This window comes from Bradyrhizobium sp. dw_411 (genome assembly GCF_018449695.1).
In the GTDB taxonomy this organism is placed as follows: Bacteria; Pseudomonadota; Alphaproteobacteria; order Rhizobiales; family Xanthobacteraceae; genus Bradyrhizobium.
In genome coordinates, this window is sequence record NZ_JAAVUY010000003.1 from 258,192 (window position 1) to 285,139 (window position 26,948).

Sequence of the window (26,948 nt, forward strand, 5' to 3'; positions counted from 1 at the left end):
GATTGAGATGCCAAGTCATTTCCCCTGATGATCGCACCGCGACGAACAGGGGAATACAGATGGCGAAGATGCGAGCAATCGATGCTGCCGTGCGTATTCTGGAACGGGAAGGCGTGGTCTGCGCCTTCGGCGTACCCGGCGCGGCAATCAATCCGCTGTACTCGGCCCTGAAGAAGCGCGGTTCGATCAACCACATCCTGGCGCGTCATGTCGAAGGCGCCTCGCACATGGCGGAGGGCTATACCCGCGCGAAATCAGGCAATATCGGCGTCTGTATCGGCACGTCAGGCCCCGCCGGCACCGACATGATCACGGGGCTTTATTCGGCGATCGCCGATTCCATTCCGATCCTCTGCATTACCGGACAGGCGCCGCGCGCGCGCCTCTATAAGGAGGATTTTCAGGCCGTCGATATCGAATCGATCGCCAAGCCCGTGGCGAAGTGGGCAGTCACCGTTCGTGAGCCCGCGCTGGTGCCGCGGGTCTTCAGCCAGGCGTTTCATATCATGCGATCAGGACGCCCCGGTCCGGTGCTGATCGATCTGCCGGTCGATGTGCAACTGGCCGAAATCGAATTCGACGACGAGACCTATGAGCCGCTTGCGGTCTACAAGCCCGCCGCGACGCGCCGGCAGATCGAAAAGGCGCTGACGATGCTCAATGCTGCCGAGCGTCCGTTGATCGTGGCCGGCGGCGGCGTCATCAATGCCGATGCGTCCGACTTGCTGGTGGCCTTCGCCGAGATCGTCAATGTTCCCGTGGTGCCGACGCTGATGGGGTGGGGCGCCATTCCGGATGATCATGTGCTGATGGCTGGCATGGTTGGGTTGCAGACCAGCCATCGCTATGGCAACGCGACCATGCTGGAGTCAGATTTCGTGCTTGGGATCGGCAACCGCTGGGCCAACCGACACACCGGTTCGATCGAGACCTACACCAAGGACAGAACCTTCGTGCATGTCGATATCGAGCCCACCCAAATCGGACGCGTCTTCAACCCCGATCTTGGCATCGTGTCCGATGCCAAGGCCGCGCTCGAATTATTCGTCAGCGTCGCGGAGGAATGGCGCAAGTCCGGCAAGTTGAAACAACGGCAGGCGTGGCCGGCGGCGTGCCTGGATCGCAAACGGTCGATGCTGCGCAAGAGCCATTTCGACAACGTGCCGATCAAGCCGCAGCGCGTCTATGAGGAAATGAGCAAGGCGTTCGGGCGCGACACGTGCTTCGTCAGCGTGATCGGTCTATCGCAAATCGCCGGCGCGCAGTTCCTTGGCGTCTATCGTCCGCGCAACTGGATCAATGCCGGGCAGGCCGGCCCGCTGGGCTGGACGCTTCCCGCCGCGCTCGGTATACGCGCCGCCGATCCCGATCGCGAGATCGTGGCACTCTCAGGCGATTATGATTTCCAGTTCCTGATCGAGGAGCTTGCGGTCGGCGCCCAGTTCAAGCTGCCCTATATTCATGTCGTCGTGAACAATGCCTATCTCGGTCTGATCCGCCAGGCGCAGCGCGGATTCGATATGGATTACCACGTGCAATTGTCGTTCGAGAATATCAACGCACCTGGCCTGGAAAGCTATGGCGTCGACCACGTCGCGGTTGCCGAAGGTTTGGGCTGCAAGGCCATCCGCGTCACCGACCCCCGGGATGCGCAGGCCGCGTTTACAACGGCGCGCGAATGGATGGCGCAATACAGCGTGCCGGTGGTGGTTGAGTTCATCCTGGAGCGCGTCACCAACATCGCGATGGGGACCGAGATCGATAACATCGTCGAATTCGAGGAGGTCCTCGATCTGCCGCTCGATGATTTGCCGACAGCCGAAACCTCGCGATCGCGCGATAAATTGCTGCCGGCCTGAAGTTCTACACGCCGGCAGTTACATCGCTTCCCGCACGCCGAGGCCTAGCATGAAGCGCTCGCGGATCTGCACGGGATCACGGCGGGTGGCCCCGGTGCCGGGTCTGTCGTCGATCCGCACCCCGATCAGCGTCGGGCCGGAAGCCGTCAGCGCTTGATCGACCAGGCGTTCGAAATCCTCTTCATCCGCCGCCCAGGCGCTGTTGGCTAATCCGGAACCGATCGCGATCGCGATGATGTCGGCTGAAGCCGCCGCCGGCGTCGGTTGCGCACCGGTGATCTGGTAGACGCCGTTGTCCATCACGATCATGGTGAGGTTCTTCGGCTTGAGCGTCGCGATGGTCGACAGACACCCCAATTGCATCAGGATCGAGCCGTCGCCTTCCAGCGCGAAGACGTGTCGCTTCGGCTGGGCCAGCGCCACGCCGAGTGCGATCGGGAAGGCGAGACCCATACTGCCCAGCATGTAGAAATTCTGCGGGCGCTGGCCGGTGGCCCAGAGGTCGAAATTGGTATTGCCGATGCCGCCGACGACGGCTTCCTCGTTCTTCAGTTTGGCGACCAGCCGCGAGGTCAGGTCGAACCGGTTCATTATCTTGGTGTTGCGGGCGGGGGTGTTGGTTGGCTGGTTCATGTGGCCGCTCACTTCTCGAACACTTTGCCGCCGGTCAACAGCGGCGACAGGATCAGCGCCACCGGCGCTTGCGTGGTGATCGCCTGCTTGATCGATCGATCGACGATGAACTCGAATTCATCGAGCCGCGTTGCGGTGTGATGCTCCATCGCCAGCGAGTCCAGCACCGGCCGCATGGTGCGGCAGACCAGCGCCTGCCCGTAATTGAATTCGCCGAGGGTGCCGCGTTCGGATACGAACATGATCAGCGGAATCTGATAGGGTATCGCCAGCGATGCCAGCACATTGGCGAGCGTGGCAAATCCGGAGGTCTGCATTAGCACCGCGCCCTTCAGGCCGGCCATCCAGGCGCCGGAAACGATGCCGACGGCTTCTTCTTCCCGCGCCGTGGGGAATGTCGTGAAGAACGGATCGGCATGGATATTCTTGATCAGCGTCGTCAGCACGCGGTCGGGAACGTAGGGCACCAGCCGGATATCGTTGCGCTTGAGCGTTTGCAGCACGATCTCATGCCAGCTCCTTTCGTGTGGAGTCCTGTCATGCGAAGCCTTGTCATGAGAGGTCTGGGACGATGTTTGTCCCTCGGCGGCCGCCATCGAATTCTCCCTTCGCTTCACCGGGATCTTGGTCTGCAAAAATCGTCGCGACCGTCCTGTTGAGGCGCCGAAACTTGACGCGATCGGCGGGATTGTCAACATGTCCCGATCGGTACCGTGATCTGCGCGAGTGCAAGATGTTCCCGGTGTTGAAGTGTGCGATAAGACGTCGGATAAAAAGAAGTAATGAGACGATCGGGAGGGATGCCTTGAAGGGGTGGTTCCGGATTGCTGTCGCCGCAATGGCATTGTTCGTTGTTTGCGGTGTCGCGTCTGCGCAGTCGCCGTTTCCGTCCAGGCCGGTGCATATTTTTGTGCCATACCCCGCCGGCGGCGCCGTGGATGTCCTCGCCCGCACGCTCGGCGACGCAGTCTCCCGACAATGGGGTCAAGGAGTTGTGGTGGAGAACCGGCCGGGGGCAGGCGGCCTGGTCGCCTCGCAGGCCCTGGTGGGATCGGTGCCCGATGGCTATACGCTCATTTTGGTCGCGAGCGGTCACGCCACCAATCCTTTTTTGTATCCGAAAATTCCCTATGACACCTTCAAGGGCTTCACGCCGATTTCGCTGGTAGCGTCGTCGCCCAATATCCTGCTGGTGCGCGCCGATTCTCCGTTCAAGACGCTCGGCGATATGATCGCGGCGGCGCGGGCGAAACCTGGCAGCCTGTCTTTTGGCCATGCCGGGACTGGCACATCCACCCATCTGGCCGGCGAGCTTTTGAAGAGCCTCGCGCACATCGATGTGAGTGCGATCTCCTACAAAGGCGGCGCGCCCGCGATCAACGATCTCCTCGGCGGGCAAATCCCAATGTCGTTCAACAACGGGCCGGAATCGGTAGCGCAAATAGCGGCCGGCACCGTGCGGGCGCTTGCGGTAACAACAATGAAGCGCGTGCCGTTTCTGCCCGACGTGCCCAGCATGGCGGAGACCGTGCCTGGCTACGACACCGAAGTGTGGTGGGGGCTGCTCGGACCCGCTGGCATGCCGTCTGAGTTGGTCGAGAAACTCTCGCGTGATTTCGTAGCCGCGCTCAACACCGATGCGGTCAAGGATCGCCTCGGCAAGCTCGGTGCATCGCCGATCGGCAGTTCGCCCGGGCAATTCGGTGCCAAGATCCATGCCGATTACGAAAAATGGGGTCCAATCATCAAGGCCGCCGGCATAACGGCCGAGTGATCAGGTCGCCGATGACAGCAGTCCCGCCAAACTCTCTCATTTCCCGAACTGAAAGTCGTACCAACGATGTCCGTCAACAACAAGCGCGTGTTCTACGTCAAATACCTGCCGAACGAGATTTACACGGAAATTCTAAAAACCCGGCCCGATGTGCGGCTCGATCGGCTCGAAAACGACAGCACCGATGAAATCTCCGCACCGATCCTCGCCGCGGCGCATGCCTATCAGATCGGCGCGGCGCGGGACGAACTGGCAAAACATTTTCACGTCGATCAGGATTTGCTGCGGCGCGCGCCGAACCTGCTGATCGTCTCCAGCAACGGCGCGGGCTTCGACCCCGTCGATGTCGAGGCCTGCACGGCTGCGGGTGTGCTGGTCGTCAATCAGTCCGGCGGCAATGCCAATTCCGTGGCGGAACATGCTTTGGGAATGCTGCTGACGCTGTCGAAGCGAATTCTCGAAGCGGATCGCGCGCTGCGGCGCGATCTGAACGTGAACCGCAATGCCTTGATGGGGACAGAGGCGCAGGGCAAGACCATTGGCATCGTCGGGCTTGGCAATGTCGGCCGCCGCATTGCCGAACTCTGCAAGGGTCTGCTCCATATGAAGGTGCTGGCCTACGATCCCTATCTTACGGCAAGCGAAATGGCGGCCCGCGGCGGCGAAAAGGTCGAACTCGATGACCTGCTTCGCCACTCGGATTACGTGTCGATTTCCTGTCCGCTGAACAAGGACAATCGCGGCATGATCGGCGCACGCGAATTCGCGCTGATGCAGCCGCATGCGTATTTCATCACGACCGCGCGCGGATTCATCCACGATGAGGCTGCGCTGGCCGATGCACTGCGCAACAAGCGCATCGCCGGCGCCGGCCTCGACGTCTGGGCCAAGGAGCCGCCGCCGGCGGATCATCCGCTACTGCAGTTCGACAATGTCCTAGCCAGCCCGCATACCGCAGGGGTGACCAAAGAAGCGCGGATCAATATGGGCCGCATCGCCGCCGAGCAGCTTCTCGACGCGCTCGACGGCAAGCGGCCGCCGCGCCTGATCAATCCCGAAGTCTGGCCGCTTTACGTCACGCGGTTCGAGCGGACGTTTGGATTTACCCCGGGATAGCGGTTGGGAAGCGCACGAAGTTCGCTATTTCCGCGGAGAAAATTTCGATCGCGGCTGGTCTATTTTAAGCAAGAAAACCACTGTTGCGCCCATGCTGGACGGTAGCCGTGTTGCTATTTTCGTGGCGTCCTCGACACCTCGGCGGAGTGGGGTCATCTCTCTGTCATGAGCCGCTTCTGGCCACCGGCCGTGTCGGTTCACGCTGAGGGAATTACGCTATGCAACAGTTGAGTTCTTTGCTGCGGTCGACCCGATCCCGGATCGGGCGCCGCCTGTCGCTGATCGTTGCGATCGCGGCAGCGAGCCTGCCTGGCGCCGGCGCCTAAATCTCACAAACGATAATCTTTCTCACGCCGCCGGAACTGTCAGCCGCTCGATGGTCTGGATGTGCCGCGCGAGCAGGCTGCAGGCCTGATCGAGATTGCGCGCTCGCAGTGCCTGCAAAATCAGACGATGGTCCTGATTGGAACGTGGCCGCCAGCCGGCGTTGCGCGCCATCGCGAATACGAGGCGCGAATTGGCCAGTTGCAAACCATCGAGGCTGGCGAGCAGTCGCGGCATCGCGCACGGCGCCACCAGCGCTTGGTGAAAGGCGCGGTTGGCGGTCTCGAAGTCGCCAAGCGTCTCGGCATTGTCGCCTTCGATCAGCGCAAGCTCGATCTTGGCCAGATGCGCCGGCGTCAGCTTTGGCGCGGCATTGCGCAGCGCGACCACTTCTAGCGCGGCGCGCATCTCGGCGATTTCCCTGACTGAATTGGCATCGAGCGGCGCCACCCGCACACCCCGGCGCGGTACGCCGACGACAAGATGTTGGGCTTCCAACTGCCGAAAGGCTTCGCGCACCGGGACGTGGCTTGAACTGAATTCCCGCGCGACATGATCCTGCCGCAGCGGGGCATCGGGCGCGAGTGCGCCGCTGATGATCCGCTCGCCGATCATCTCGGCAATGCGGTCGGCGGTCGTTCTGTTATCGTCGTCTGTAATCATAGATTATCTATCGTAAAAACGGGTGCACTCGCACGCCGCGTCGGGTAGCATCGATTCAATCGTGCATATTATAGATAATGCATAGCTTTATCTATAATAATAAACAGGAGAGATATCTGATGGTTGATGCTGCGGAGATGACACGAAATACCAGCCAGACCATCGACTCCATCCGGCACGACTGGGATCGCGCGGAAGCAGAAGCGCTTTATGAGCTGCCTTTTGCCGACCTGATGTTTCAGGCGCAGAGCATTCACCGCCGCAATTTCGATCCGAACCACGTCGAGACGGCGAGCCTGCTCAGCATCAAGACCGGCGGTTGCCCCGAGGATTGCGGCTACTGCTCGCAGAGCGCGCATTACGACACCGGCCTGAAAGCGACCAAGCTGATGAAGCAGGCCGATGTGGTCGCTACCGCGCAGCGCGCCAAGGAGGCCGGCGCGAGCCGCTTCTGCATGGCGGCGGCATGGCGCAATCCGAAAGATCGTGATCTCGATCAGGTCTGCGACATGGTCAGTGCGGTCAAGGGACTCGGCATGGAGACCTGCGTGACGCTGGGCATGCTGACACCGGCGCAGGCCACGCGATTGCATGATGCCGGGCTCGACTTCTACAATCACAACGTCGACACCTCGCCCGAATTCTACGACAAGATCATCACCACGCGCACGCTGCAGGATCGTATCGATACGCTGGCGCATGTCCGCGACGCCGGCATCAAGGTCTGCTGCGGCGGCATCGTCGGCATGGGCGAAGCGGTCGACGACCGTCTCGGCATGATGGTGCTGCTCGCCAATCTTCCTGCGCATCCCGAGAGCGTACCGATCAACCTGTGGAACGAAGTCAAGGGCGTGCCGGTCAACGAAACCGCGGATCGTCCCGATCCGATCGCGCTGGCGCGTCTGGTCGCCGTCACCCGCATCCTGATGCCGCGCAGCGTGGTGCGATTGTCTGCCGGGCGGCAATACATGACCGACGAATTGCAGGCATTGTGTTTTCTGGCCGGCGCCAACTCGATCTTCATCGGTGACGTGCTGCTCACGACCAAGAACCCGCAGCGCGACCGCGATACCAATTTGCTGGATCGGCTCGGCGTCAAATCCCGCCTCAATGAGGTGAAATCGGCCCACGCTCAGCACGCGCACGACTAACGCCTGCCTGAAGGCGGACCATGAATCATACCCAACCAGACAAGGCCGTGAGTTACGTCACGGCCTTGCAGGCCCTGAAGGACGATGACCGGCTGCGCAGCCTCAAGCCGCGTGCCGGCATCGATTTCGCGTCGAACGATTATCTGGCGCTGGCCAGCTCGCCGCGAATGAAGAGGGCTGTCACGGCAGCGCTGGAGGCCGGCACGCCGATCGGCGCCGGTGGATCGCGGCTGTTGCGCGGAAATTGCGAAGAGCACGAAACGCTCGAAGCCGACGCCGCCAAATTCTTTGGCGCGGAAACTTCGATGTTCTTCGGCAATGGCTATGTCGCGAATTTCGCGGTGCTGACGACATTGCCGCAGCGCGGCGATCTGCTGGTGCTGGATTCGCTGGTGCATGCCAGCATTCACGAAGGCGCACGTGCCGGTCGGGCCGATGTCCGTGAAAATCAGCACAACGAGCCGCAGTCGGTCGAAGATACGATTCGCGACTGGCGCAGCCAGGGCGGAACCGGGCGTGTCTGGATCGTGGCCGAAAGCCTCTACAGCATGGACGGCGATTTCGCGCCGCTTGAATCGCTGATCGCAATCGCCGATCGGCACGATGCCTTTCTCATGATCGACGAGGCGCACGCCACCGGCGTCTATGGCGAACAGGGGCGGGGATTGACCGCTCGCTATGAGGGCCGCGAAAACCTGGTGGTGATTCACACCTGCGGCAAGGCGCTCGGCGCGGCCGGCGCGCTTGTCACCTTAACACGGGTGTTACGCGATTTCATGGTCAATCGCTGCCGTCCGTTTATTTTCTCGACCGCGCCGTCGCCGCTGATGGCGGTTGCGGTGAGCGAGGCGCTGTTGATCCTGCAACAGGAACCGAAGCACCAGCAACGCCTGACCGACTTGATGGCGTTTACGCATCGCCGGATTGGCGAACGTGGCGGCTGGCGCGCCTCGGGTTCGCAAATCCTGCCCTATATTGTCGGTGACAATGCGCGGGCGATGACGCTGGCTTCCGCGCTGCAGGCGCGCGGGTTCGATATCCGCGGTATTCGGCCGCCGACAGTGCCGGCGGGCACCGCACGGCTGCGCATTTCCCTGACCAACAATGTCAGTGAAGACGACGTGCGCGCGCTGCTCGATGCGCTGGCCGAAGAGACCGGGGACCGGGATAGATGAATCAGCAGATCGTGGTGGCTGGCACGGACACCGAGATCGGAAAGACCGTCTTCTCTGCGGGGCTCGCCGCGTTGCTCGGCGCCAATTACTGGAAACCGGTTCAGGCCGGTCTCGAAGGCGAGACCGATTCACAGCTTGTCGCAAAGTTGGGCGGGCTTTCCGCCGATCGCATCGTGCCGGAGCGTTACAGTCTCAGGACTCCCGCGTCGCCGCACCATGCCGCGGCTATCGATGGTGTGCGGATCGAGATGGACTCGCTCGATGTGCCGGATACTGGCGGGCGCCCGCTTGTAATCGAAGGCAGTGGCGGGCTTCTGGTGCCGCTCGATGATACCACGCTCTATATCGACGTCTTTGCACGGTGGCGGCTGCCGGTCGTGCTATGCGCGCGCACGGCGCTGGGCACCATCAATCACTCGCTGTTGTCGATCGAGGCGCTGCGGCATCGCAATCTCGATATCATCGGGATCGCCTTCATTGGTGATGCTAATCCCGAAAGCGAGCGCATCATTTGCGAGATCGGGCGGGTGCGGCGGCTCGGGCGATTGCCGCGGCTGTCGCCGCTGACGGCGAGTACGCTGCGCACCGCGTTCGAGACTTCATTCGACGCAAGCGATTTTCAGCCATGACATCGGGCCAAAGGAAATCGCCGATCTGGCATCCGTTCACGCAGCACGCGTTGCAGGACGAGATGACGAAAATTGTACGCGGGGAGGGTGCGTATCTCTACAGTGCCGACGGCCGCCGCATCATCGATGCCATCGCATCCTGGTGGGTGGTCACCCACGGCCATTGCCATCCGCCGATCGTACGCGCGATCCAGCAACAGGCCGAGCGGCTCAACCAGATCATCTTCGCCGGCCACACGCATGAGCCGGCTGAAGAAGTCGCTACCGCGATGTTGAAGCTTGCGCCTCCCGGGCTGGATTACGTCTTTTTCTCCGACAGCGGCTCGACCAGCGTCGAAGTCGCACTGAAAATGGCGCTGGGCTACTGGCACAATATCGGCAAGCCGAGATCGCGTATTATCGTGATGCAGCACTCCTATCATGGCGACACCATCGGCGCGATGTCGGTCGGCGCGCGCGGCGTGTTCACTGCCACCTATAGCCCGCTGCTGTTCGACGTCATTACCGTTCCGTTTCCTTCTGCCGGCCAGGAACAAGCGACGCTCGATGCGCTGGAGGCCGCGGTTCGCGATGAAAATTCCGCCGCGTTTATCGTGGAGCCGCTGATCCTGGGCGCGGGCGGGATGCTGATGTATCCTTCCTGGGTACTCAAGGAGATGAAGCGGATCTGCGAGGCATCGAATGTCCTGTTCATCGCCGACGAGGTCATGACCGGCTGGGGCCGCACCGGGACCCTGTTCGCCTGCGAACAGGCGGAGGTGTCGCCCGATATCGCCTGCTATTCAAAAGGGCTCACGGGCGGTTCGCTGCCGCTGGCGGTGACGCTCTGCCGCGCCGATATTTTCGACACGCATTTTTCGAAAGATCGCACCCGCACGTTTTTTCATTCGAGTTCCTATACGGCCAACCCGATCGCCTGCGCCGCCGCGAAGGCGAATCTCGATCTATGGCTAGACCCCGAAACCCGGGCGCGTGTCGCTTCCGTCGCGGCGATGCAGGAACAGGCGATCGCGCCATTTCGCGCCGACATCAGGTTCAAGGACGTTCGCCGCACCGGCACGATCACCGCGCTTGAACTCGAAACGCGCGACAGCGGTTATCTCGCCGGCATCGGTCCAAAACTTCAGGCGTTCTTCAACGAACGAAATTTACTGCTGCGGCCGCTCGGCAACACCATCTATGTGATGCCGCCTTATTGCGTCACGACCGAAGACCTTGATGAGATCTACGGCGCGATTGGCGATGCGGCCGATGCCGTGCGTCGCGACCACGCGATATGACTGTCGCTTCCGATGTAATCGTCGTGCCTTACGGCGTCGATTCCTGGCCGATCGAAGAACTCGTCGTCAATCGCTCTGGTGATGGCGCGATCAGGGTTGATGCATCTTTTCCCTGCGCGGCGATCGACAAGGGCGATAGAAAGCCGCTGCGATTGAATTCGGAGGTCTTCAACGTAACCTCGAACTTCAACGCGCCGCAAGGCGCCACGCCACTGACCGTTCTCAGTGATCATCTCAAAGGTCTTTGCCGCACCTGGGACAGGCTCTCGTTGCGGTTTCTGGATCGTTATTTCGAGCACATTGCCGAGATGCTTGGGGTTCATCGCGAGGTGATCGCGACGAAATTGGCGCCGTTTGCCGGGCTCTATGGCGCGGAGGATTGGGCGTTTTCGGCGCCGAAGCCGCTGCCGCGCGCGCATCTGTATGCTCCGTATGACAAAGGCGCTTCGTGGGTCACGAAAGACTTCGTCCAAGTCGATTTTGCGTTCTGGCTCGGCAATCGCATGGTTGCGGTCTTGTCGAAGCCCGGGACTCTCACGCCCGCGCGGGCCAATGAACGTCTGGCGCGGCTCGAACAGGCCGATGTGACAACGATTCATTTTACGGCGCAGGATCTCGAGAAAGAACCGGCGGCCCTGTTCGATTGCATCATCGGGGATTTTGGCGCCCTGATCGAAAGCGCAGGTGTTGTGCCGATCAGTCCGTTCCGTCCGCGGATTTCCCTCGAATAGCGAAGTTAGGCCTTCGGCGTCAGATGCGCGTACAGGCTGTTTCGCAATGCCTCCGACGGAATATTGCGGGTGATGAACACGATTTTGCTGCGGTGGTCGTCCGAAGGCCAGCGACGTAGCCGTGAAATCGGATGCAGCAGATGTTGCACGGCGTGCACTACGATCGGTCCCGGCTGATCGATCACGTTCAAAATGCCCTTGATCCGAAGCAGATCCTTGCCGCGAAGCGAGAGCAGCGACCCCAGCCAGGATTCGAGATTTGACCACGTGATGGCTTCGTCGACGACAACACTGAAGGCTCTGATGTCGTCGCCGTGGCGGTTCACGTCGTTGTGGTGTGCATGATCGTGGCCCGCATGATCATGTGCGTCGAATTGCTCCAGCGCCAGCCAACGATCGAGTTTCTCCGGCGCCGTTTGGGGGGCGGCAGGCGCGTGTTCGAAAAGTTGCTGTGGCGCGATCGCTCCGTTGACCACGTCGAGGATCGACGCGGACGGATTGATCTTGTGCAGCTTCTGCTGGAGTCGGTCGATCATGTCCGGCTGAGCCAGATCGGTTTTCGTCAGGACGATGATATCGGCGAGCGCCGCTTGCTGAACGGCTTCGCCGAAACTGTCGAGTTGACCCTGGCCATTGACGGCATCGACCGTCGTCACAACCGCTCGGACATGGAAGCGCGGGGCGAGCAGTGCATGGGTTGCCAGCGTTTGCAGAATGGGGCCGGGTTCAGCTATGCCGGTTGTCTCGATCGCAACCCGGGAAAAGGCCGGTACCAGTTTCTGCTCCCGCTTCGCCAGCAGGTCCGTCAAGGTGTCCACGAGATCGCCGCGGACCGTGCAGCAGATGCAACCGCTTTGCAGCACCAGGGTGTTCTCGATCGACGTCTCGACAAGGAGATGGTCAAGTGAAATTTCGCCGAATTCGTTGATGACGACGGCGGTGTCCGCCATATCGGGACTGGACAGCAGATGATTGAGCAGCGTGGTCTTGCCGCTGCCCAGAAAACCGGTGATGACCGTGACAGGCATTCTGGCGCTGTCACGGTTCTCGGCCATGCTCAAAAAGTGGTCTCCAGGATATATAGCCCGCCGCCAAATCGATCCACCGCGTAGACGATACCATGCTCATCGACAAACACATCGTTGATCTGAGCCGCGCCGACCCGCGAGCCGGCGGGTGCGGGTGGGACGAACGCCGCCACTTCCTTTGGCTGCAGTGGATTGGACGTGTCGAAGGCGCGCACGCCGCCGTTGAAGAAGGTTGCGAATATCAGCGTGTCGGACCGAAACGACGTTTCGCCCGGTCGGTTTTCATGCAGATTATGCGAACCGAACCGGCCGCCCTTGCGGGCGTAGATATCCAGTGGCGGCATCGGCAGCGTGCTGATCGGCACCAGATTGGTCTCGTTACGGGCATCCAGCACCCAGGTCAGTTTCGGCCAATCCGCGCCGTCGTCCATCACGCATTCGTCGGCCACGATCAGCAATTCCCGGCTGAACAGCGGCAGTACGGTATGGGTGAAACCGGGATAGGGCGGATGCGGGCAGAAGCTCGATACCACCTTGGGCGCACTCATGTTTGAAATGTCGAGGACAAAGCCGCCGCCGTCGAGATAGCCGACGTAAGCGCGGTCGGGCCGTTCGGGAAAAACATTGGTGTTATGGGCGCGGAATCCCGAGTCGATCGGTAACCGTTTTGGCGCGGGTGCATCGTCGCCTTCGCGGGTGCCCGGCATCCACCAGCGGCCAACTTCCTCAGGTTTGGTCAGGTTGCCGACGTCGACAATCCGGTAGGGTTGATCGTCGAGCTGATTGCGTGGCGTGAAGTCGGCCGCGCCACCGGCGAAATGCACGTAGCGTCCATCGACAAACCAGACCTGATGCACGCCGCGTGAATGCGGCCCCGAACAGTCGAAGAAACTGATCGACTTCGGATTTTCCGGCACGCTGACGTCGAACAGTTCGAAACCGGCAGGCTTCAAGCCGGGCTCCAGCACCTGATAGGCGACCGCCATCACGTCGCCGCAGACTTCCAGCGAATTCGAACGCACACGGTTGTGCGGAAGCTCGGTCTGGATCACGACTTTCGGTTTTCGCGGATCGGTGACATCCACGCCTGTAAAGTTCTTCGGCGGTCCCTCATGCGCCAGCCACATGATGCGGCGGCCGTCGCGGGTCTTCTGGATCGACATGCCTTCGCCGATTCCGCCAAAACCCTGCAGCGTGTCGTGCGCGATCAGTCGAAATCCGTGGATATCATCGGGTGTCATGCGGGACCGTTCGGTTTGGGATGAAATTACGGACGATAAGCCCACATATCGAGGACAATGTCGCAGCCCGGTATCGGCATCGCGGGGCAGCGCACCGCGCCGAAAGGAAGCGGGATGCCCGGCAATTTCTCGGTCCACGCGGTCAGCACCGGATGGATTACGTTGAGGTCGCCGACGAAGTGGCTGGCCCGGACGACCTGATCGAGCGACGTACCGCCGGCTTTGCAGATCTCCCCGGCCGCGGCGAGAATTGCTTTCATCTGCAGACCGGCGGGAACGCCGAGGTGCTTCAGACCGGCGGCGGCGTGGATTTCGGGCAACACGCCGTTTTCATCCGCCGCATACAGCGCCGACAGGCAGAGAAGATCGCCGGCGCGAACCGCCGCCGGGCCAAGCCGCATCGCCGAGGATGCCTCGTGCTCGATGATCTCCTTCTTGATCGCGCCGGCATCGCGGACACCGAGAATATTGATTTCGATGATCGACTCCAGCAGCGCCAGGCCCTTGGTCGCCACCACCGTGAGCGCGCAGGGATGGTCGCCGAAATGGGCGTTCCAGACATCCATGAATTCGGGAAGGTCTTCTATTTTCGTGAGGTAAACTTGGGCCTTGATCGCGTTCTTCAACGAGCTGCCGCCGGCTTCCAGCGCAGGCTTCAGCCGCGAGGTGATCAGGAATTCGGTCTGCAGACGAATATCCGTTCCGTTCCAGATCGCATTGGGAGGGCGATAGGCGGCCGGCTCGATGCCGGTCATCGCTTCGTTGTTCGGCATCTGGCCGGCGACGAAAACATAGTCGCCGCTGACAAGCGTGGCCGCAAATCCGGAATGCTTTGGAATCGGAACGCCCTCGGGCCGTCCGATCTTGGGTTCGCGGCCTTCCCCGGGAAGCACTGCAAGCCATGAGACATTCATGCCCGCGCCTTCAACCAGGAGTTCTTCCATCAGCACCGAGGTGCTCGGCGGGACAAAATCCTTCAGCGCGGTCTTGCGCGCGCGCTGGTATCCGTTGACCGAGGCACCGGTCGGGTAAAACTGATCGACGCGGACGATGTGGCGCATATCGCCGCCTTCGGCCTCGATCAATCGCTGGAAGCGATTGATCAGATAACCGCCCTCGCGCAGATGCCGGGGCGCTCCGCCGAGCGGCAAGCCGGGCTTGCCGGCAACCGAGGGTGCGAGACCATGTTGGAAATCGGTCGCTTCATGTCCGGTGAAGAACAGCCACGCGCCAGCCCTGACGCCTTGCGCAAACTCGAAGCCGGTGCCGGCCAGGCGGGTACGTTCCAGATACTTCAAGCTCGTCATCGATTCCTCCCGATCAGGCCACTGATTTATTCCAGCGACATCCCAACGCCAACTCCATCAAATGCTAATCAGAGAGCTGCGACAATGACGTGCGGCGCATATCGTGCATGCGTATCCAGCTCGATTAAACAACGATAACTTCAATTGTCACGGCTCACAATGCACGCGTGCCATGACACTTGCTTGACTGCATGACTTGCTCGGATATCATCCGTCTTATCATCGATCGATAAGTGATTGAGGTCCAACGAGGGGCTACGATGTTGCAGCTGAGTGGCGTATGCAAGACGTACGGCCCGGAATCCGGCGGTTACGTCGCTCTCAGGGATATCGATGTTGCAATCGCGGACGGCGAGTTCTTTTGTCTGCTTGGACCCTCAGGTTGTGGTAAATCGACATTGCTGAACATCATGGCGGGGTTCGAGCCCGCCAGCGTTGGTTCTGCCACTTTCGACAACGATCCGATCGTAGGCGCCGGACGCGATCGCATGATGTTTTTTCAGGATGCCGGCTCGGCGCTTCTTCCCTGGCTCACGGTCGAAGAGAACATGCGCTTCGCGTTACGCGTGCGCAGAATTCCCAAAACGTCGTGGCCCGACGTCATCGACAAATATTTGACGGCGGTTGATCTAGCACAGCATCGCGACAAATTTCCCTCGCAACTGTCCGGCGGCATGCGGCAGCGGCTTCAAATCGCCCGCGCGCTTGCGGTCGAGCCGAAAGTCCTGCTGATGGACGAGCCTTTCGCCGCCCTCGATGCGCTGACCCGGCGGCGCATGCATGCGACCTTGCTCGATATCTGGCAGAACACCGGCAAGACCATCGTCTTCGTCACCCACGATATCGGCGAGGCATTGATACTGGCCGACACCATCGCCGTCATGTCGGTGGGGCCGGAATCGAAAATCATGCAGCTGTTTCGTCTTGATCTTCCGAGGCCGCGTGATTTGGCCGATTCCGAGTTGCGCAAGACCGCCGCCAACATCGAAGCGTTGCTGGCGCCGGAAATTGACCGCTCGGAAGCGCGGATCGCTTGATGGCCTCCACCGGGATCAAGACTGCGCCCGCATCGATCGTCAGCGTTTATCAAATGCGGATGGCGTCGATTTGGCGCCGGCACCGATCCCTTGGTCTGACGATCATGTCGCTGATTTTGGGTTTTGCCGGCTGGCAACTGCTCTCGACCTTTGTCTTCAGTCCGTTTCTCGTTCCCCCGCCGGTACGGGTGATCAGGACCGCGATCCCGATGCTCCTGAGCGGAGAAATACTCCACGACGTCCTCATCAGCCTGTCCCGGGTGTTCGTCGGCTTCATTACCGGATCGATCGCGGCGATCCTGCTCGGCGTTATTCTCGGGCGGATATCGACCCTTCACGATCTGGTCGATCCAATCATCGAGCTGCTGCGCTATCTGTCGCCGACGGCGATGATTCCGATCGCGGTGATCTGGTTCGGCATCGGCGAAATGTCGAAATACTTCCTGATCTTCTGGGGCACCTTCTTCATCATGCTGGTGAACACCATTGCGGGTGTCTTGCGCACACCCATCGCCAGGCAACGCGCGGCGCAATGCCTTGGCGCGTCGCAGCTCGAGATTTTCGCCTATATCGTCGTGCCTTCCGCGGTGCCTTACATCGTGACGGGCATGCGCGTGGCGATGGCGTCGGCGTTCATGTCGATCATCCCGGCGGAAATTCTCGCCGCCGATTCAGGGATCGGCTACCTGTTGCAGAATTCATCGATGCTGCTGCAGACGGACCGTATTTTCGTCGCGCTGCTGACGATCTCCGTGCTCGGATTCCTGTGCGACCGTGCATTGCGCCTGATCGTCGATCTAACGCTGACGCGTTTCACGCTACCGGCTTGAGGCGATTTTTCAGGGATGCGGCGGTTCGAAGGAGAGGGAATATGCAAAACAACAGATTTTTGAAACCGTTCTGTTTCACATTGGCGGCGGCTATTTTCACCGCCCTTGTGGCTGCCGGTCAAGGGCAAGCGCAGAGCCCGCAGAAGCTGACGGTCTACGCCCAGCCTTCGGTCAACAATGACTCGCTCTGGATGGCGATGGCCAACAATGAATACACCAAGGAAGGCCTCGATATCACCTACCGGCTGTTTCCGTCGGGCACCACCGCATTCCAGAGCTTCAACACCGGGCAAGGCGATATCGTTCTGGCCGGCGATCTGCCGAGCGTGCAGTATTTCTTCAGGGCGGATGGCGCCTATCGTGTCATTGCCGTCATCGAGCGTGACGCCAAGGGCTATGTGGGTGTCGCCCGCAAGGATATCAAAACGCCGCAGGATCTGATCGGCAAGACCGTCGCTACCCGTGTCGGCTCCACGGGATCCTGGTTCATATCCGAATATCTGACGAAGAATGGCGTCGACCCGTCCAAGGTCACGGTGAAGAACCTCGACACCCAGATATTGCCGACCGCGCTGTGCCAGGGCGACATCGCCGCCTTCTTCATCTGGCAGCCGGTGGGTTCGCGTACGCTCGAGATCTGCCCCAACGATTCTCACTACCTGACGGATGCGACCGGCTATATCCAGGGCTACCTGATCGCGGGCGCGCGGACGGAACTTCTCAACTCCGCGGAAGGCAAGGACAAGGTGATCCGCTTCCTTCGCGCAACAATGAAGGGGCGCGACGTCGCCGAGAAGGATTTCGCTGCTGTCGCCAATTATGCAAAGGCCAAGCTCGACCTCAGCGAGAAGGCGACAAGGGAACAGTGGGACACGAATATCCGGCCGCTGGCGCTGGACAAGGTTTTCTTTGAAGACTTCTGCAGCCTCAGCAAATGGGCGATGAAGGACAAGGTGACCAGTCAGCCGCTGGATTTTTCGAAATTCACCTGGCGCGATGGCCTGCTGGCCATCGATCCAAAACTCGCCCCGGAAGGTCCGCCACCCTGCTAAAAAACGTCAGCGGGGATTCTGCGCGATCGAATGCAGCAGTACAGGATAGCGTGCAAAGACCTGGCTGATGCGGGCCGCGGCGATCCGCAAATCGTTCAGGCGGCGGTCGATCAGTTGATCGACCGGCAGCTTGCCGGAATATCCCGATGTGTTGACCGCGGCGACCACCCGGCCGGCCTGATCGGTGATGGGAACGGCGAGCGCGGTGATGCCGTAATCGAGCTCATCGACCACGGCGTTATAGCCGAGCCGCCGTGTTTGGGCGAGAATCTGACGGAGCCGGCCGATGTCGGTCACAGTGTGCTCGGTTAATTTGAGCGGCTTGAGTTCGGCGAGATATGTCTCGATCTGGTCGTCCCGCAGGCGGGCAAGCAACACGCGGCCCATCGACGTTGCATAAGCGGGGTAGGTGACGCCGATACCCGCGGTGCGGCGGGCGGCGCGTTGCTCGGAACAGTGCGCGATATAGAGAACGTTCGAGCCGTCGAGAACGCTGACCGAAGAGGCATCGCCGAACAAATCGACCAGCCGGCGCAGTTCCGGCATCAACGCCTCGTCGACGCCCGCTGCGCGAACATAGGCGGCGCCAAGGGTGAGCACATGCGCGGCGAGGACGAATTTCTTGTTGACGAAGCGAAGGTAGCCGAGCGCTTCAAGCGTATGCAGGCTGCGCCGGGCCGTGGCCGGCGACATCCGGGTGCGGCTTGCGACCTCCGAGAGCGTCATTTCGGAATAGGCTTCGTCGAACGCACCGAGCACGGCCAGGCCGCGCGCGAGCGCTTCGACAAATTCGACCTTGTTGCGTTGGGGAGCCGCTGGCTTGCGGCGGCTTACCCGCGAAATCGTCCCGGCTTTCTTGATGATGGTGCCCCGTCCTTTGATCACAGAAATCCAGCTTCCCGGCACTGCTGTCCTTGACAAGCCGGCGCCGGTTGCTATGCCTATCTTACATATCGAAATTTTTTTCGCTAGACGAAAAATAACAGAATGACGAAGAGCTGGAGATAAAGTCGTGAAAATCGGTCCCGCTACCCAGCCGACCACGGGCATTTCCGGGTCCAACCCGGAAACCATCGTGATCCGCGGTCACGATCTCGTCCATGATCTGATCGGACGGATCTCGTTCACAGATCACGTCTGGCTGCTGGTCTGCGGGACGTTGCCGAACGACGTCCAGCGCCGGATTCTCGATGCGACGCTGGTCGCGATTGCCGAGCATGGGCTGGTGCCGAGTGTCCAGGCGGCGCGCATGACGCTCGCCGCTGCGCCGGAAGCGTTGCAGGGCGCGGTGGCCGCGGGCTTGCTCGGCTGCGGGTCGGTCATTCTCGGCGCCTCGGAAGCCGCCGGACGTCTGTTCAGCGAGGTGGTCGCGCTGCATGAAAAAGCAGGCGGAACGCTCGAACAGGCGGCTGGCGAAGTCGTCACCCGTTATCGCAGCGAAAAGCGCGCGATCCCGGGCTATGGTCATCCGCTGCACAAGGGTTTCGATCCGCGCGCCAGGCGATTGATCGAGCTTTCCCGCGAACTCGCTGTGTTCGGCCGTCATTCGAAAGCCGCGCTGGCGGTTGAAAGCGTGCTGCCGTCAGTGATCGGCAAGCCGCTGGTGATGAATATCTCGAGCGCCATTCCCTGCGTGCTGCTGGACGCCGGTTACCCCTTGCTGGCGCTGCGCGGCGTCCCGATCCTGGCGCGCACCGCGGGCCTGATCGGCCATCTGCTCGAGGAGCAGACCCATCCGATCGGCTTTGCGATGTCACACGCGGCGGCCTCCGCCATCAGCTATGACGGCCCGGCGCCTGAGGGCTTCGTCGCCAACGAGAATTGAAGGAGACGGGCGGCATGTACGGCGTTCTCAACGGTGTGCGCATTGTGGAGCAGGGGACCTTCATCACCGGTCCCTGCGCCGGCATGATGCTTGGCGATCTCGGCGCTGACGTCATCAAGGTCGAGAGCACGGGGGCCGGCGATCCCTATCGCAGCTTCAAGAACGGATTCTACAGCGCGCATTTCCAGGCCTATAACCGCAACAAGCGCGGCATATCGCTGGACATGAAACGCGATGCCGACCGCGATCTGTTCTACGACATGATCCGGCAGGCCGACGTCTATGTACAGAATTTCCGTCCGGGCGCCGCGGCGCGGCTCGGCGCCGACGCGAAGACCTTGCAGTCGATCAATCCGCGGCTGGTCTATTGCTCCATCAGCGGCTTCGGACCCGACGGTCCCTATGCCAAGCGGCCGGTGTATGATTCCGTGGCACAGGCTACCAGCGGTTTTCTTGGCGTCGCGATCGACCCGGACGAGCCCCGCTTTATCGGACCGGCACTCGCCGATGCGATCACCGGGATCTACGCTGCGCTCGGGATTGCGGGCGCGTTGGTCGAGCGATCGAGGACCGGCAAGGGCCGGCTGATCGAAATCTCGATGCTGGAAGCGATGATGCATTTTTCGGTTGAGCCGTTCACGGGTTATTTCGCGCTGGGTGAAATCCCGAAAGGCACCGACCGGCCGCGGCTCGCCCAGGCCTTCATCGTCCGCTGCGCCGACGGCCGCCTGTTCGCCTTTCATCTGTCGTCGCTGGATAAATTCTGGGACGCGCTGATCGAGGCGACCGGCGCCAGGCATCTGGCGGAGGATCCGCGCTTTTCGATCCGGTTACGTCGTATCGACAATTACCGGGAATTGTCCGAGGCGCTCGGGGTGGTTTTCGCCGCCCATGATCGCGATTACTGGGTCGCGCGATTTGCGGGATTCGATGTGCCGTTCGGGCCGGTCAACTCGATCCCGGAGGTGGCCGACGATCCCCAGGTCGCGCATCTCGGCATGATCGTTCCGGTGGAAGAGCGCAGCGAGGGCGCCCGTCAGTCGGTACGGCCGGCTTTTACTTTTGACGGCGAGCGCGCTACGAAGGTTGATGCCGCTCCGACGATCGACGAGGATGGGCAAGCCATCCGCGAGGCGTTGGCGCGCAATCGCGAGGCTTGGCCGGAACGGATCAGGCCGGATACGCTGGCAAAGAGTGCATGAGAGCCGGATAACCGGCGATAGTGAGGGGGAGGCGAATGGCGACGTTAGCGGCAGTTCTTGCCACAACACATCATCCTTTTTACCTGAAGGCGACGACCATGCCGCCTGAGCAGCAGATGCCGCAGGCGCCGGAGTGGAAGCGCAAGGTTGAGGCGTATCGCGAGACGCTGACGCGCGCCAAGCCCGATATTCTGGTGATGGTCGGTGCCGACCATTTTCATCAGTTCTTTCTCGACAATTATCCGACCTTCCTGATCGGCAAGGCGCCGCGCTACGACGCGACGTTCTACAATGAAGAGCGCGAATTCGGGATCCCCAAATATGTGCTGGAGGGGCACGTAGAGCTGTCGAATTTCATGCATCAGGGGCTGCTCGATCGCGGCTTCGACTTTTCCTTCAGCCACGAGCTGAAGATCGATCACTCGATCATCTGCCCGATCATCACGACGCGCCCGCAAGCCGATCTGCCGGTGGTCCCGATCTACACCAACATCTTCGCGCCGCCGCTGCCGTCGCCCAAGCGCTTCTGGGACCTCGGCCGCGCGATTCGCGAGATCATCGACGCCTATCCTTCAGACCAGCGCATCGCCGCGATCGGTTCCGGGCATCTGTCGCTCGAACTCGGCGGCCCGCGTCAGTTCCAGGAGCATGGACCCGATCCGGAATTTGACCGCCGGGCGATCGAATGGCTGTCGAGCGGCAATATCGAAGCCATTCTCGAAAACGTGACGGTGGAAAATCTGGGCACGCATGGCAACGCGACGCACGGCTTCATGGATCTCATCTTGATGATGGGCATCGCCGGTCCGATCAAGGCAAGCTACGTCGACAATCTCGATCTCTTCCACACCATGGAAGCCTATCTCACCTGGTATCCGCAGGGAGTTGCGGCATGAGCAAGTATTACGTCAACAAGTTCCTCTTCACGGTCGACCGCGATCCGGAATTGCTGCGCCGGTACAAGGAAGATCCGCGCTCGCTGGTTCTCACCTGGGAGCAGTCGATCGGGCCGAAGCTCAACGACGCCGAAACCTCGACGGTCAATTTCCTCACCGACAAGGAACGCGAAGTCCTGATCAACCATGATTATGTCGCGCTGTTCGAAATGGGCGCGCATTTCTTCCTGTGTCTGACGATTTATATCGCGCTGTACGACGAGGAATATACCAAAAAGCACGGCCCGCTCTCGTTCCAGCGCGAATACGGCGCAAAACTCCAGCACTGGCTGGGACGCGAGTATCCGTCGGTCGCTATCTAGCGGCCGCGTGCCGGATCAAAAGCAAAAACGCAGGCGAAACTGCCGCGATTTATCAAGTGACTTTATCAGGGAAGAACGAGTCGATGAGTGCGCAGAATCTTAAGTCCGAACAATCCGCGGCAATGACACGCTGGTGGCAGCTTGCCCTTGCGATGATCGCGATGATGGCGGCGTCCAGCCCGCAATATGTGTGGGCCCTGTTCGTGCCGCCGCTGCAGGCGAAACTCGGCGTCACGCTGTCGGCGCTTCAGGTTACGTTCGCGCTGTTCAGCATCTGCCAATGCGGCCTGGGGCCGATGCACGGATACTTCGCCGAGAAGTTCACGCCGCGGCAGTTTGCGGCGATGGGCGGGGCTTTGGTGGGCGCAAGCTGGATTCTGTCGTCTTACGTGGTTGAGCTTCCGTGGCTGTACATCACCTATGGTGTGCTCAGCGGTATCGGCACCGGCATGATCTATGTGGCCACCGTTGAACTTGTGAGTCTCTGGTTTCCGCAGCGGCGAGGTTTTGCCATCGGAATGGTGGCTGGCAGCTACGGCTTCGGCGCGGTCATCACCACCTTTCCGATCGATGCCTCTATCCGGGCTTCCGGGTACCAGCAAACATTGCTGATCTATGGGCTGGTGCTTGGAATTGTCTCGATCCTCGTCGCGCTCGGCATGCGTCATCCTCCGATCGATCCGGCTCGGCAGCAGCGCGAAGATCTGGCTGAGACTAAATTTGCGAAACGTAATTATACGTCGGCCGAAATGCTGCGCACGCCGATCTTCTGGCTGATGTTTGTAATGATGAGCATGATGGCGACGGGTGGCCTGATGGTGATTTCGCAAATCGGTGCCTTCGCGCGCGATTTCGGTATCGGCAAGGACACCCTGGTCCTCGGTATGGCGGCGCTTCCACTGGCCCTCACCATCGACCGGGTTGCGAACGGATTGACCCGGCCATTTTTCGGCTGGGTGTCGGACAGAATTGGCCGCGAGCATACCATGACGGTCGCGTTCCTGCTCGAAGGTGTAGCGATCCTCTTCATGCTGATTTTCGGCCGCAATCCGGTGTGGTTTGTAATGTTGTCCGGGTTCATCTTCTTCGGCTGGGGTGAGATCTATTCGTTGTTCCCCGCGATTCAGGGCGACCTGTTCGGGCAAAAGCATGCGGCGAATAATTTCGGCTTTCTGCTGGTGGCGACGGCAGTAGGCTCGATCCTTGGCGGGCCGCTCGCGGCACTTCTGTTCGAACAGAGCCATTCCTGGACTCTCGTCTTCTCCATCGTCAGTGGTCTCGATATTCTGACCGCGATTCTCGCGCTTGTCGTGCTCAAGCCCATGCGCCGGCGGTTCCTGGAAGGAGATGCCCTCCAATCCGATCTGGCCGCGTCGTTGCTCTGACGAGAATACGCCGCCCGCTTTAACGGTTACGGTATGAGCCATGCGTTCCGGTCCGGGTATGCGGGGAGACGATGTTGCAACGGCAGGCCGGGCGTTTTGCGATTGCAGCGGATGAAGATCAGAGCCGTCTTTACTGGAAGGTGATCCTGCGGATCATCCCCTTCATCTTCGTCTGCTACGTCCTGAACTATATCGACCGCGTCAATGTCAGCTTCGCCAAATTGCAGTTTCAGAGCGATCTGAACCTGACCGATGCGAGCTATGGACTGGGCGTCGGCCTGTTTTATGTCGGCTACATCCTGTTCGAGGTGCCGAGCAATCTGCTGCTGCAGAAAATCGGGGCGCGCAAAACCATCACCAGGATCATGTGTCTGTGGGGCCTTATCTCCGGCGCGACGGCGTTTGTCTCGCGGCCGGAGGAGTTTTATGCAGCGCGTATCCTGCTGGGGGCCGCCGAAGCCGGATTCTTCCCCGGTATTATTCTCTATCTCACCTTCTGGTTTCCGAACCGGATGCGCGGCCGGGTGATGTCGTTCTTCGTGCTTGCGACTGCAGTCTCAGGGATGGTTGGCGGACCGGTCTCGGGCCTGATCATGCAGCACATGGGCGGGATCTACGGCTTCAAAAGCTGGCAATGGCTCTTCCTGATAGAAGGCATGCTGCCGGTCATGATGGGTATCGCGGCGTTCTTCGTGCTGGACGACCGCCCGCGCGACGCGAAATGGCTGTCGGACAGTGAGAAGGATTTGCTCACGGCTAACCTGTCGATCGAGCGTCGGACCGAAAGCCATTCCGGCTTTCAAGCCTTTCTGGCGGCACTCCGAAGGCCTGTCCTGTGGATGGCGACCTTCGGCTATTTCTCGGTGACCTGGGCCGGAATGGTTCTCAATTTCTGGACGCCGACGATTATCCAGCGCTCCGGCATATCCAGCCTATTCCAGGTCGGCCTGCTGTCGGCCGTTCCCTACGCGGTCGGGGCTATCGGTATGCTCGCGCTGTGCCGAAACTCGGATCGCATGCTGGAGCGGCATTGGCATTTCTTTGCCGCGGTTTTCATGTCGGCCTGTGCCGCGCTCGCCGTTGCCTGGTGCTCCCAGAACTCTGCGCTCTCGATCGCCTGCCTTGCCGTGCTGGCCGCCGGTTATCTCTCGGCCGTCGCGCTGTTCTGGACCATTCCGACCAGCTTCCTTTCCGAACAGGAGTCGGCAGGCAGCATCGCCTTCATCAGCAGCGTCGGCCAGATTGGAAGCCTGATGGCCCCCACGCTGTTCGGATATGTATCTCAGCGAACCGGTAGTTTTACGGTAGGCGCCAGTGTCGTCGCCGCCGTCCTGATTGCCGGTGGCTGCGCGGTTTTGAGCCTGAAATTCCAGCATCTGAACTGGAATTGACGCGGTGCCGGGACACCCGCGGACGTGGTTAGCCAATTGTGTTCGCGTTAGGGGCTACTTCATTAATTTGAGCTATTGACCGGAGGGTCTGGCGCCATTCCGGCGACTCTTATTCCTCAATAGGTGCTCAATGCTTGGCAATCTGCGAATCTCCTCCAAGCTTCTGATGATGGTTGGTCTTTCGGTCCTCGGCATCGCCGCGGTAGCCGGCGTCGGCCTCTCAGCGCTCTGGAACAACCTGCTTGAAGATCGCAGGAGCAAACTGCAGGACGTCGCCCTGATGGCGCGTCAGGCCATCGAAAGCAACTATCAGGCCTCGCAAAAGGCGGGTCTGTCCGAAGCTGAAACCCTGGAACGCGCCAAGACGCTGCTGCGTTCATTTCGCTTTGGCAACGATAAGTCGGATTACATTTACGCCTTCAATACGAAGGGTATCTTGCAGGTCAATCCCAACCCGAAGGCTGAGGGAACGAACATGCTCGATACGCCGGATCCTGACGGCGTCTATTTTATCCGCGACCAGATTGCCCAGGCCGCCAAGGGCGGTGGCATCATGAGATATCGCTTTGCCCGCCCCGGCGGCGGCGAGCCGATTCCGAAGATGTCCTACATCACCGAGTTCAAACCCTTTGACTGGGTCATGGGGGCCGGCATCTACATTGACGACGTCTATTCGATCTTTTGGGCTCAGGCGCTTCAGGTCGGCATGCTGGTCGGTCTCGCCTTGTTGTTGACGGGCGGCATGTTCCTGCTGCTCGGCCGCAGCATCGTGAACCCGATCACCGCGATGACGGCTGCGATGCGCAAGATCGCCGGCGGCGACATGTCGACGGCTATCCCCGCCCAGGAACGGCGCGATGAAGTCGGCGCCATGGCGCAGTCGGTGCAGGTATTCAAGGACAACATGATCGAGGCGATCCGGCTGCGCGGCGAACAGGACGTGTTGAAGGCGCAGGCGGACACAGAACGGAAACTCCTGCTCACCAGAATGGCCGACGACTTCGAGAGCGGCGTCCGCACTTCCCTTGACACGCTGGCCGGTGCCGCGACGGTAATGCAGGCGACCTCCAAGAGCATGTCGGCGACGGCAGGGGAAGCCAGCCATCAGGCGACCACGGTGGCCGTTGTGGCCGAGCAGGCCTCGGCAAACGTACAGACGGTTGCCGCGGCGACCGAAGAATTGTCGTCGTCGGTTTCGGAAATCGGACGCCAGGTCACCGAATCAACCCAGATCGCCGGTCAGGCCGTTGCCGAGGCCAATCGCACCAACGTCACGGTGCAGGGCTTGTCGGCTGCGGCGCAGAAAATCGGCGATGTGGTCAAGCTCATCAGCGATATTGCAAGCCAGACCAATTTGCTTGCCTTGAATGCCACGATCGAAGCGGCGCGCGCCGGCGAAGCGGGCAGAGGCTTTGCGGTGGTTGCCAACGAAGTTAAATCGCTGGCCAGCCAGACCGCAAAGGCGACCGATGAAATATCGGCGCAAGTGAGCGCCATGCAGGGCGCGACCGCGGACGCCGTGCAGGCCATCGAGAGCATCGGCCGTACGATCGGCTCCATCAATGAGATTGCATCGGCGATCTCGATTGCGGTCGATCAGCAGGGTACCGCGACCCGCGAGATCGCTCGCAGCGTTCAGGAAGCCGCGCAGGGAACCGGCCAGGTGTCGAGCAACATCTCCGGCGTCAACAAGTCTGCCGACAAGACCGGCGCTGCGGCCACCAAGGTATTGTCCTCGGCGGAGCAGCTCAGCAGCCAGGCCGCAACATTGCGCGCCGACGTCGATCGCTTCGTCGCCAATATCCGCGCCGCCTGATCGCGCAGCACGATCGTGGCTGGCTGCCCGCCTCAAAGCGGCACAGCCGATGACATGGGGCGGCCCGCCGGTTATCGGCCGGCCGCCACGCGACCACACCCATCTCAATCTGCTCAACCTGTGCCGGAAACGCCCGGCCGGTGACGCCTGCCGGCGTCCCGGCGGGCAGATCTGTGGCTGATGATGTGACCTCTTGCCGGGGCGGCAAAGCGTCACAAATCACGGCCAAGCAGGCTGTAAT

The 26,948-nt window shown here is 60.8% G+C and carries 25 protein-coding genes; 18 read left to right on the forward strand and 7 right to left on the reverse strand.

The annotated features are described in order from the left end of the window. The first annotated feature begins 59 nt into the window (after nucleotides 1-59). On the forward strand, nucleotides 60-1,859 hold the full coding sequence (gcl, locus tag HB676_RS06200) for a glyoxylate carboligase (RefSeq protein WP_213736820.1): 1,800 nt from the start codon (nucleotides 60-62) through the stop codon (nucleotides 1,857-1,859). Between the two features lie 18 nt (nucleotides 1,860-1,877). On the opposite strand, the gene HB676_RS06205 is transcribed toward gcl, so the two are convergent. Together HB676_RS06205 and HB676_RS06210 are read right to left on the reverse strand one after the other, a co-directional pair. After that, nucleotides 1,878-2,492: a thiamine pyrophosphate-dependent enzyme gene (locus tag HB676_RS06205; protein WP_213736821.1), complete on the reverse strand. Its 615-nt coding sequence runs from the start codon at nucleotides 2,490-2,492 to the stop codon at nucleotides 1,878-1,880. A gap of 8 nt (nucleotides 2,493-2,500) precedes the next feature. Continuing rightward, nucleotides 2,501-3,088 carry a thiamine pyrophosphate-binding protein gene (locus tag HB676_RS06210; protein WP_213736822.1) on the reverse strand — a complete coding sequence of 196 codons (588 nt, stop codon included), beginning with the start codon at nucleotides 3,086-3,088 and terminating at the stop codon, nucleotides 2,501-2,503. A gap of 209 nt (nucleotides 3,089-3,297) precedes the next feature. Here HB676_RS06210 and HB676_RS06215 point away from each other — a divergent pair, with 209 nt between their 5' ends. Then, the gene (locus tag HB676_RS06215) at nucleotides 3,298-4,266 is read left to right on the forward strand and encodes a tripartite tricarboxylate transporter substrate binding protein (RefSeq protein ID WP_249780083.1); all 969 of its coding nucleotides are present in this window, start codon (nucleotides 3,298-3,300) and stop codon (nucleotides 4,264-4,266) included. 66 nt (nucleotides 4,267-4,332) lie between these two features. Then, on the forward strand, nucleotides 4,333-5,382 hold the full coding sequence (locus HB676_RS06220; protein ID WP_213736824.1) for a hydroxyacid dehydrogenase: 1,050 nt from the start codon (nucleotides 4,333-4,335) through the stop codon (nucleotides 5,380-5,382). A 348-nt stretch (nucleotides 5,383-5,730) separates the two neighbouring features. On the opposite strand, the gene HB676_RS06225 is transcribed toward HB676_RS06220, so the two are convergent. After that, on the reverse strand, nucleotides 5,731-6,369 hold the full coding sequence (locus tag HB676_RS06225; RefSeq protein WP_213736825.1) for a GntR family transcriptional regulator: 639 nt from the start codon (nucleotides 6,367-6,369) through the stop codon (nucleotides 5,731-5,733). 119 nt (nucleotides 6,370-6,488) lie between these two features. Here HB676_RS06225 and bioB point away from each other — a divergent pair, with 119 nt between their 5' ends. The 5 genes from bioB to HB676_RS06250 are packed head-to-tail and all read left to right on the forward strand — an operon-like array spanning nucleotide 6,489 to nucleotide 11,335. Then, a complete protein-coding gene (gene bioB, locus HB676_RS06230; RefSeq protein WP_213736826.1) occupies nucleotides 6,489-7,520 on the forward strand; it encodes a biotin synthase BioB in 1,032 nt (343 codons plus the stop codon). Nucleotides 7,521-7,540: 20 nt separating this feature from the next. Beyond that, nucleotides 7,541-8,695, forward strand: a complete 1,155-nt coding sequence (locus tag HB676_RS06235; protein WP_213736827.1) for an 8-amino-7-oxononanoate synthase — start codon at nucleotides 7,541-7,543, stop codon at nucleotides 8,693-8,695. Then, the gene (gene bioD / locus HB676_RS06240; protein WP_213736828.1) at nucleotides 8,692-9,324 is read left to right on the forward strand and encodes a dethiobiotin synthase; all 633 of its coding nucleotides are present in this window, start codon (nucleotides 8,692-8,694) and stop codon (nucleotides 9,322-9,324) included. The genes HB676_RS06235 and bioD overlap by 4 nt, the downstream gene beginning before the upstream one ends. Further along, the gene (locus HB676_RS06245) at nucleotides 9,321-10,604 is read left to right on the forward strand and encodes an adenosylmethionine--8-amino-7-oxononanoate transaminase (protein ID WP_213736829.1); all 1,284 of its coding nucleotides are present in this window, start codon (nucleotides 9,321-9,323) and stop codon (nucleotides 10,602-10,604) included. The genes bioD and HB676_RS06245 overlap by 4 nt, the downstream gene beginning before the upstream one ends. Beyond that, entirely contained in the window at nucleotides 10,601-11,335 is a 735-nt protein-coding gene (locus HB676_RS06250) for a hypothetical protein (RefSeq protein WP_213736830.1), read from the forward strand. Before HB676_RS06245 ends, HB676_RS06250 begins: the two co-directional genes overlap by 4 nt. Nucleotides 11,336-11,340: 5 nt before the next feature. On the opposite strand, the gene HB676_RS06255 is transcribed toward HB676_RS06250, so the two are convergent. Genes HB676_RS06255 through HB676_RS06265 form a run of 3 tightly spaced genes read right to left on the reverse strand, consistent with a single transcriptional unit; the run spans nucleotide 11,341 to nucleotide 14,911 of the window. Next, complete coding sequence (locus HB676_RS06255) at nucleotides 11,341-12,390, reverse strand: GTP-binding protein (protein WP_249780084.1); 1,050 nt, start codon at nucleotides 12,388-12,390, stop codon at nucleotides 11,341-11,343. Nucleotides 12,391-12,392: 2 nt separating this feature from the next. Further along, the gene (locus HB676_RS06260) at nucleotides 12,393-13,604 is read right to left on the reverse strand and encodes a hypothetical protein (RefSeq protein WP_213736832.1); all 1,212 of its coding nucleotides are present in this window, start codon (nucleotides 13,602-13,604) and stop codon (nucleotides 12,393-12,395) included. Nucleotides 13,605-13,630: 26 nt separating this feature from the next. Next, the gene (locus HB676_RS06265; protein ID WP_213736833.1) at nucleotides 13,631-14,911 is read right to left on the reverse strand and encodes a RidA family protein; all 1,281 of its coding nucleotides are present in this window, start codon (nucleotides 14,909-14,911) and stop codon (nucleotides 13,631-13,633) included. Nucleotides 14,912-15,171: 260 nt separating this feature from the next. Between HB676_RS06265 and HB676_RS06270 the strand changes: the two genes are divergently transcribed. From HB676_RS06270 to HB676_RS06280, 3 genes are read left to right on the forward strand one after another with little or no spacing between them, the layout of a single operon-like run. Then, nucleotides 15,172-15,948: an ABC transporter ATP-binding protein gene (locus tag HB676_RS06270; RefSeq protein WP_213736834.1), complete on the forward strand. Its 777-nt coding sequence runs from the start codon at nucleotides 15,172-15,174 to the stop codon at nucleotides 15,946-15,948. After that, entirely contained in the window at nucleotides 15,948-16,778 is an 831-nt protein-coding gene (locus HB676_RS06275; protein WP_213736835.1) for an ABC transporter permease, read from the forward strand. Before HB676_RS06270 ends, HB676_RS06275 begins: the two co-directional genes overlap by 1 nt. A 41-nt stretch (nucleotides 16,779-16,819) precedes the next feature. Beyond that, on the forward strand, nucleotides 16,820-17,830 hold the full coding sequence (locus HB676_RS06280) for an ABC transporter substrate-binding protein (protein WP_213736836.1): 1,011 nt from the start codon (nucleotides 16,820-16,822) through the stop codon (nucleotides 17,828-17,830). A 6-nt stretch (nucleotides 17,831-17,836) separates the two neighbouring features. Here HB676_RS06280 and HB676_RS06285 read toward each other — a convergent pair whose 3' ends face one another. Further along, the gene (locus tag HB676_RS06285) at nucleotides 17,837-18,715 is read right to left on the reverse strand and encodes an IclR family transcriptional regulator C-terminal domain-containing protein (RefSeq protein WP_346347269.1); all 879 of its coding nucleotides are present in this window, start codon (nucleotides 18,713-18,715) and stop codon (nucleotides 17,837-17,839) included. A gap of 127 nt (nucleotides 18,716-18,842) precedes the next feature. Between HB676_RS06285 and HB676_RS06290 the strand changes: the two genes are divergently transcribed. From HB676_RS06290 to HB676_RS06320, 7 genes are all read left to right on the forward strand, one after another. Then, the gene (locus HB676_RS06290) at nucleotides 18,843-19,655 is read left to right on the forward strand and encodes a citryl-CoA lyase (protein WP_213736838.1); all 813 of its coding nucleotides are present in this window, start codon (nucleotides 18,843-18,845) and stop codon (nucleotides 19,653-19,655) included. A gap of 14 nt (nucleotides 19,656-19,669) precedes the next feature. After that, complete coding sequence (locus HB676_RS06295) at nucleotides 19,670-20,857, forward strand: CoA transferase (protein ID WP_213736839.1); 1,188 nt, start codon at nucleotides 19,670-19,672, stop codon at nucleotides 20,855-20,857. Between the two features lie 35 nt (nucleotides 20,858-20,892). Continuing rightward, a complete protein-coding gene (locus tag HB676_RS06300) occupies nucleotides 20,893-21,753 on the forward strand; it encodes an extradiol ring-cleavage dioxygenase (protein WP_213736840.1) in 861 nt (286 codons plus the stop codon). Further along, on the forward strand, nucleotides 21,750-22,115 hold the full coding sequence (locus HB676_RS06305; RefSeq protein ID WP_213736841.1) for a hypothetical protein: 366 nt from the start codon (nucleotides 21,750-21,752) through the stop codon (nucleotides 22,113-22,115). Before HB676_RS06300 ends, HB676_RS06305 begins: the two co-directional genes overlap by 4 nt. 83 nt (nucleotides 22,116-22,198) lie before the next feature. Further along, entirely contained in the window at nucleotides 22,199-23,500 is a 1,302-nt protein-coding gene (gene oxlT, locus HB676_RS06310; RefSeq protein WP_213736842.1) for an oxalate/formate MFS antiporter, read from the forward strand. A 71-nt stretch (nucleotides 23,501-23,571) separates the two neighbouring features. Continuing rightward, entirely contained in the window at nucleotides 23,572-24,891 is a 1,320-nt protein-coding gene (locus tag HB676_RS06315; protein WP_213736843.1) for an MFS transporter, read from the forward strand. 166 nt (nucleotides 24,892-25,057) lie between these two features. Further along, complete coding sequence (locus tag HB676_RS06320) at nucleotides 25,058-26,707, forward strand: cache domain-containing protein (RefSeq protein WP_213736844.1); 1,650 nt, start codon at nucleotides 25,058-25,060, stop codon at nucleotides 26,705-26,707. Nucleotides 26,708-26,948 lie beyond the last annotated feature (241 nt).

Bases quoted from the DNA above. Each gene is read 5' to 3' on its own strand.
- bioD (WP_213736828.1), top strand. From the start codon at position 8,692: ATGAATCAGCAGATCGTGGTGGCTGGCACGGACACCGAGATCGGAAAG.
- HB676_RS06245 (WP_213736829.1), top strand. From the start codon at position 9,321: ATGACATCGGGCCAAAGGAAATCGCCGATCTGGCATCCGTTCACGCAG.
- HB676_RS06225 (WP_213736825.1), bottom strand. From the start codon at position 6,369: ATGATTACAGACGACGATAACAGAACGACCGCCGACCGCATTGCCGAG.
- gcl (WP_213736820.1), top strand. From the start codon at position 60: ATGGCGAAGATGCGAGCAATCGATGCTGCCGTGCGTATTCTGGAACGG.
- HB676_RS06260 (WP_213736832.1), bottom strand. From the start codon at position 13,604: ATGACACCCGATGATATCCACGGATTTCGACTGATCGCGCACGACACG.
- HB676_RS06265 (WP_213736833.1), bottom strand. From the start codon at position 14,911: ATGACGAGCTTGAAGTATCTGGAACGTACCCGCCTGGCCGGCACCGGC.
- oxlT (WP_213736842.1), top strand. From the start codon at position 22,199: ATGAGTGCGCAGAATCTTAAGTCCGAACAATCCGCGGCAATGACACGC.
- HB676_RS06305 (WP_213736841.1), top strand. From the start codon at position 21,750: ATGAGCAAGTATTACGTCAACAAGTTCCTCTTCACGGTCGACCGCGAT.
- HB676_RS06235 (WP_213736827.1), top strand. From the start codon at position 7,541: ATGAATCATACCCAACCAGACAAGGCCGTGAGTTACGTCACGGCCTTG.
- HB676_RS06280 (WP_213736836.1), top strand. From the start codon at position 16,820: ATGCAAAACAACAGATTTTTGAAACCGTTCTGTTTCACATTGGCGGCG.
- bioB (WP_213736826.1), top strand. From the start codon at position 6,489: ATGGTTGATGCTGCGGAGATGACACGAAATACCAGCCAGACCATCGAC.
- HB676_RS06210 (WP_213736822.1), bottom strand. From the start codon at position 3,088: ATGGCGGCCGCCGAGGGACAAACATCGTCCCAGACCTCTCATGACAAG.
- HB676_RS06220 (WP_213736824.1), top strand. From the start codon at position 4,333: ATGTCCGTCAACAACAAGCGCGTGTTCTACGTCAAATACCTGCCGAAC.
- HB676_RS06205 (WP_213736821.1), bottom strand. From the start codon at position 2,492: ATGAACCAGCCAACCAACACCCCCGCCCGCAACACCAAGATAATGAAC.
- HB676_RS06270 (WP_213736834.1), top strand. From the start codon at position 15,172: ATGTTGCAGCTGAGTGGCGTATGCAAGACGTACGGCCCGGAATCCGGC.
- HB676_RS06320 (WP_213736844.1), top strand. From the start codon at position 25,058: ATGATGGTTGGTCTTTCGGTCCTCGGCATCGCCGCGGTAGCCGGCGTC.
- HB676_RS06295 (WP_213736839.1), top strand. From the start codon at position 19,670: ATGTACGGCGTTCTCAACGGTGTGCGCATTGTGGAGCAGGGGACCTTC.
- HB676_RS06315 (WP_213736843.1), top strand. From the start codon at position 23,572: ATGTTGCAACGGCAGGCCGGGCGTTTTGCGATTGCAGCGGATGAAGAT.
- HB676_RS06255 (WP_249780084.1), bottom strand. From the start codon at position 12,390: ATGGCCGAGAACCGTGACAGCGCCAGAATGCCTGTCACGGTCATCACC.
- HB676_RS06300 (WP_213736840.1), top strand. From the start codon at position 20,893: ATGGCGACGTTAGCGGCAGTTCTTGCCACAACACATCATCCTTTTTAC.
- HB676_RS06275 (WP_213736835.1), top strand. From the start codon at position 15,948: ATGGCCTCCACCGGGATCAAGACTGCGCCCGCATCGATCGTCAGCGTT.
- HB676_RS06250 (WP_213736830.1), top strand. From the start codon at position 10,601: ATGACTGTCGCTTCCGATGTAATCGTCGTGCCTTACGGCGTCGATTCC.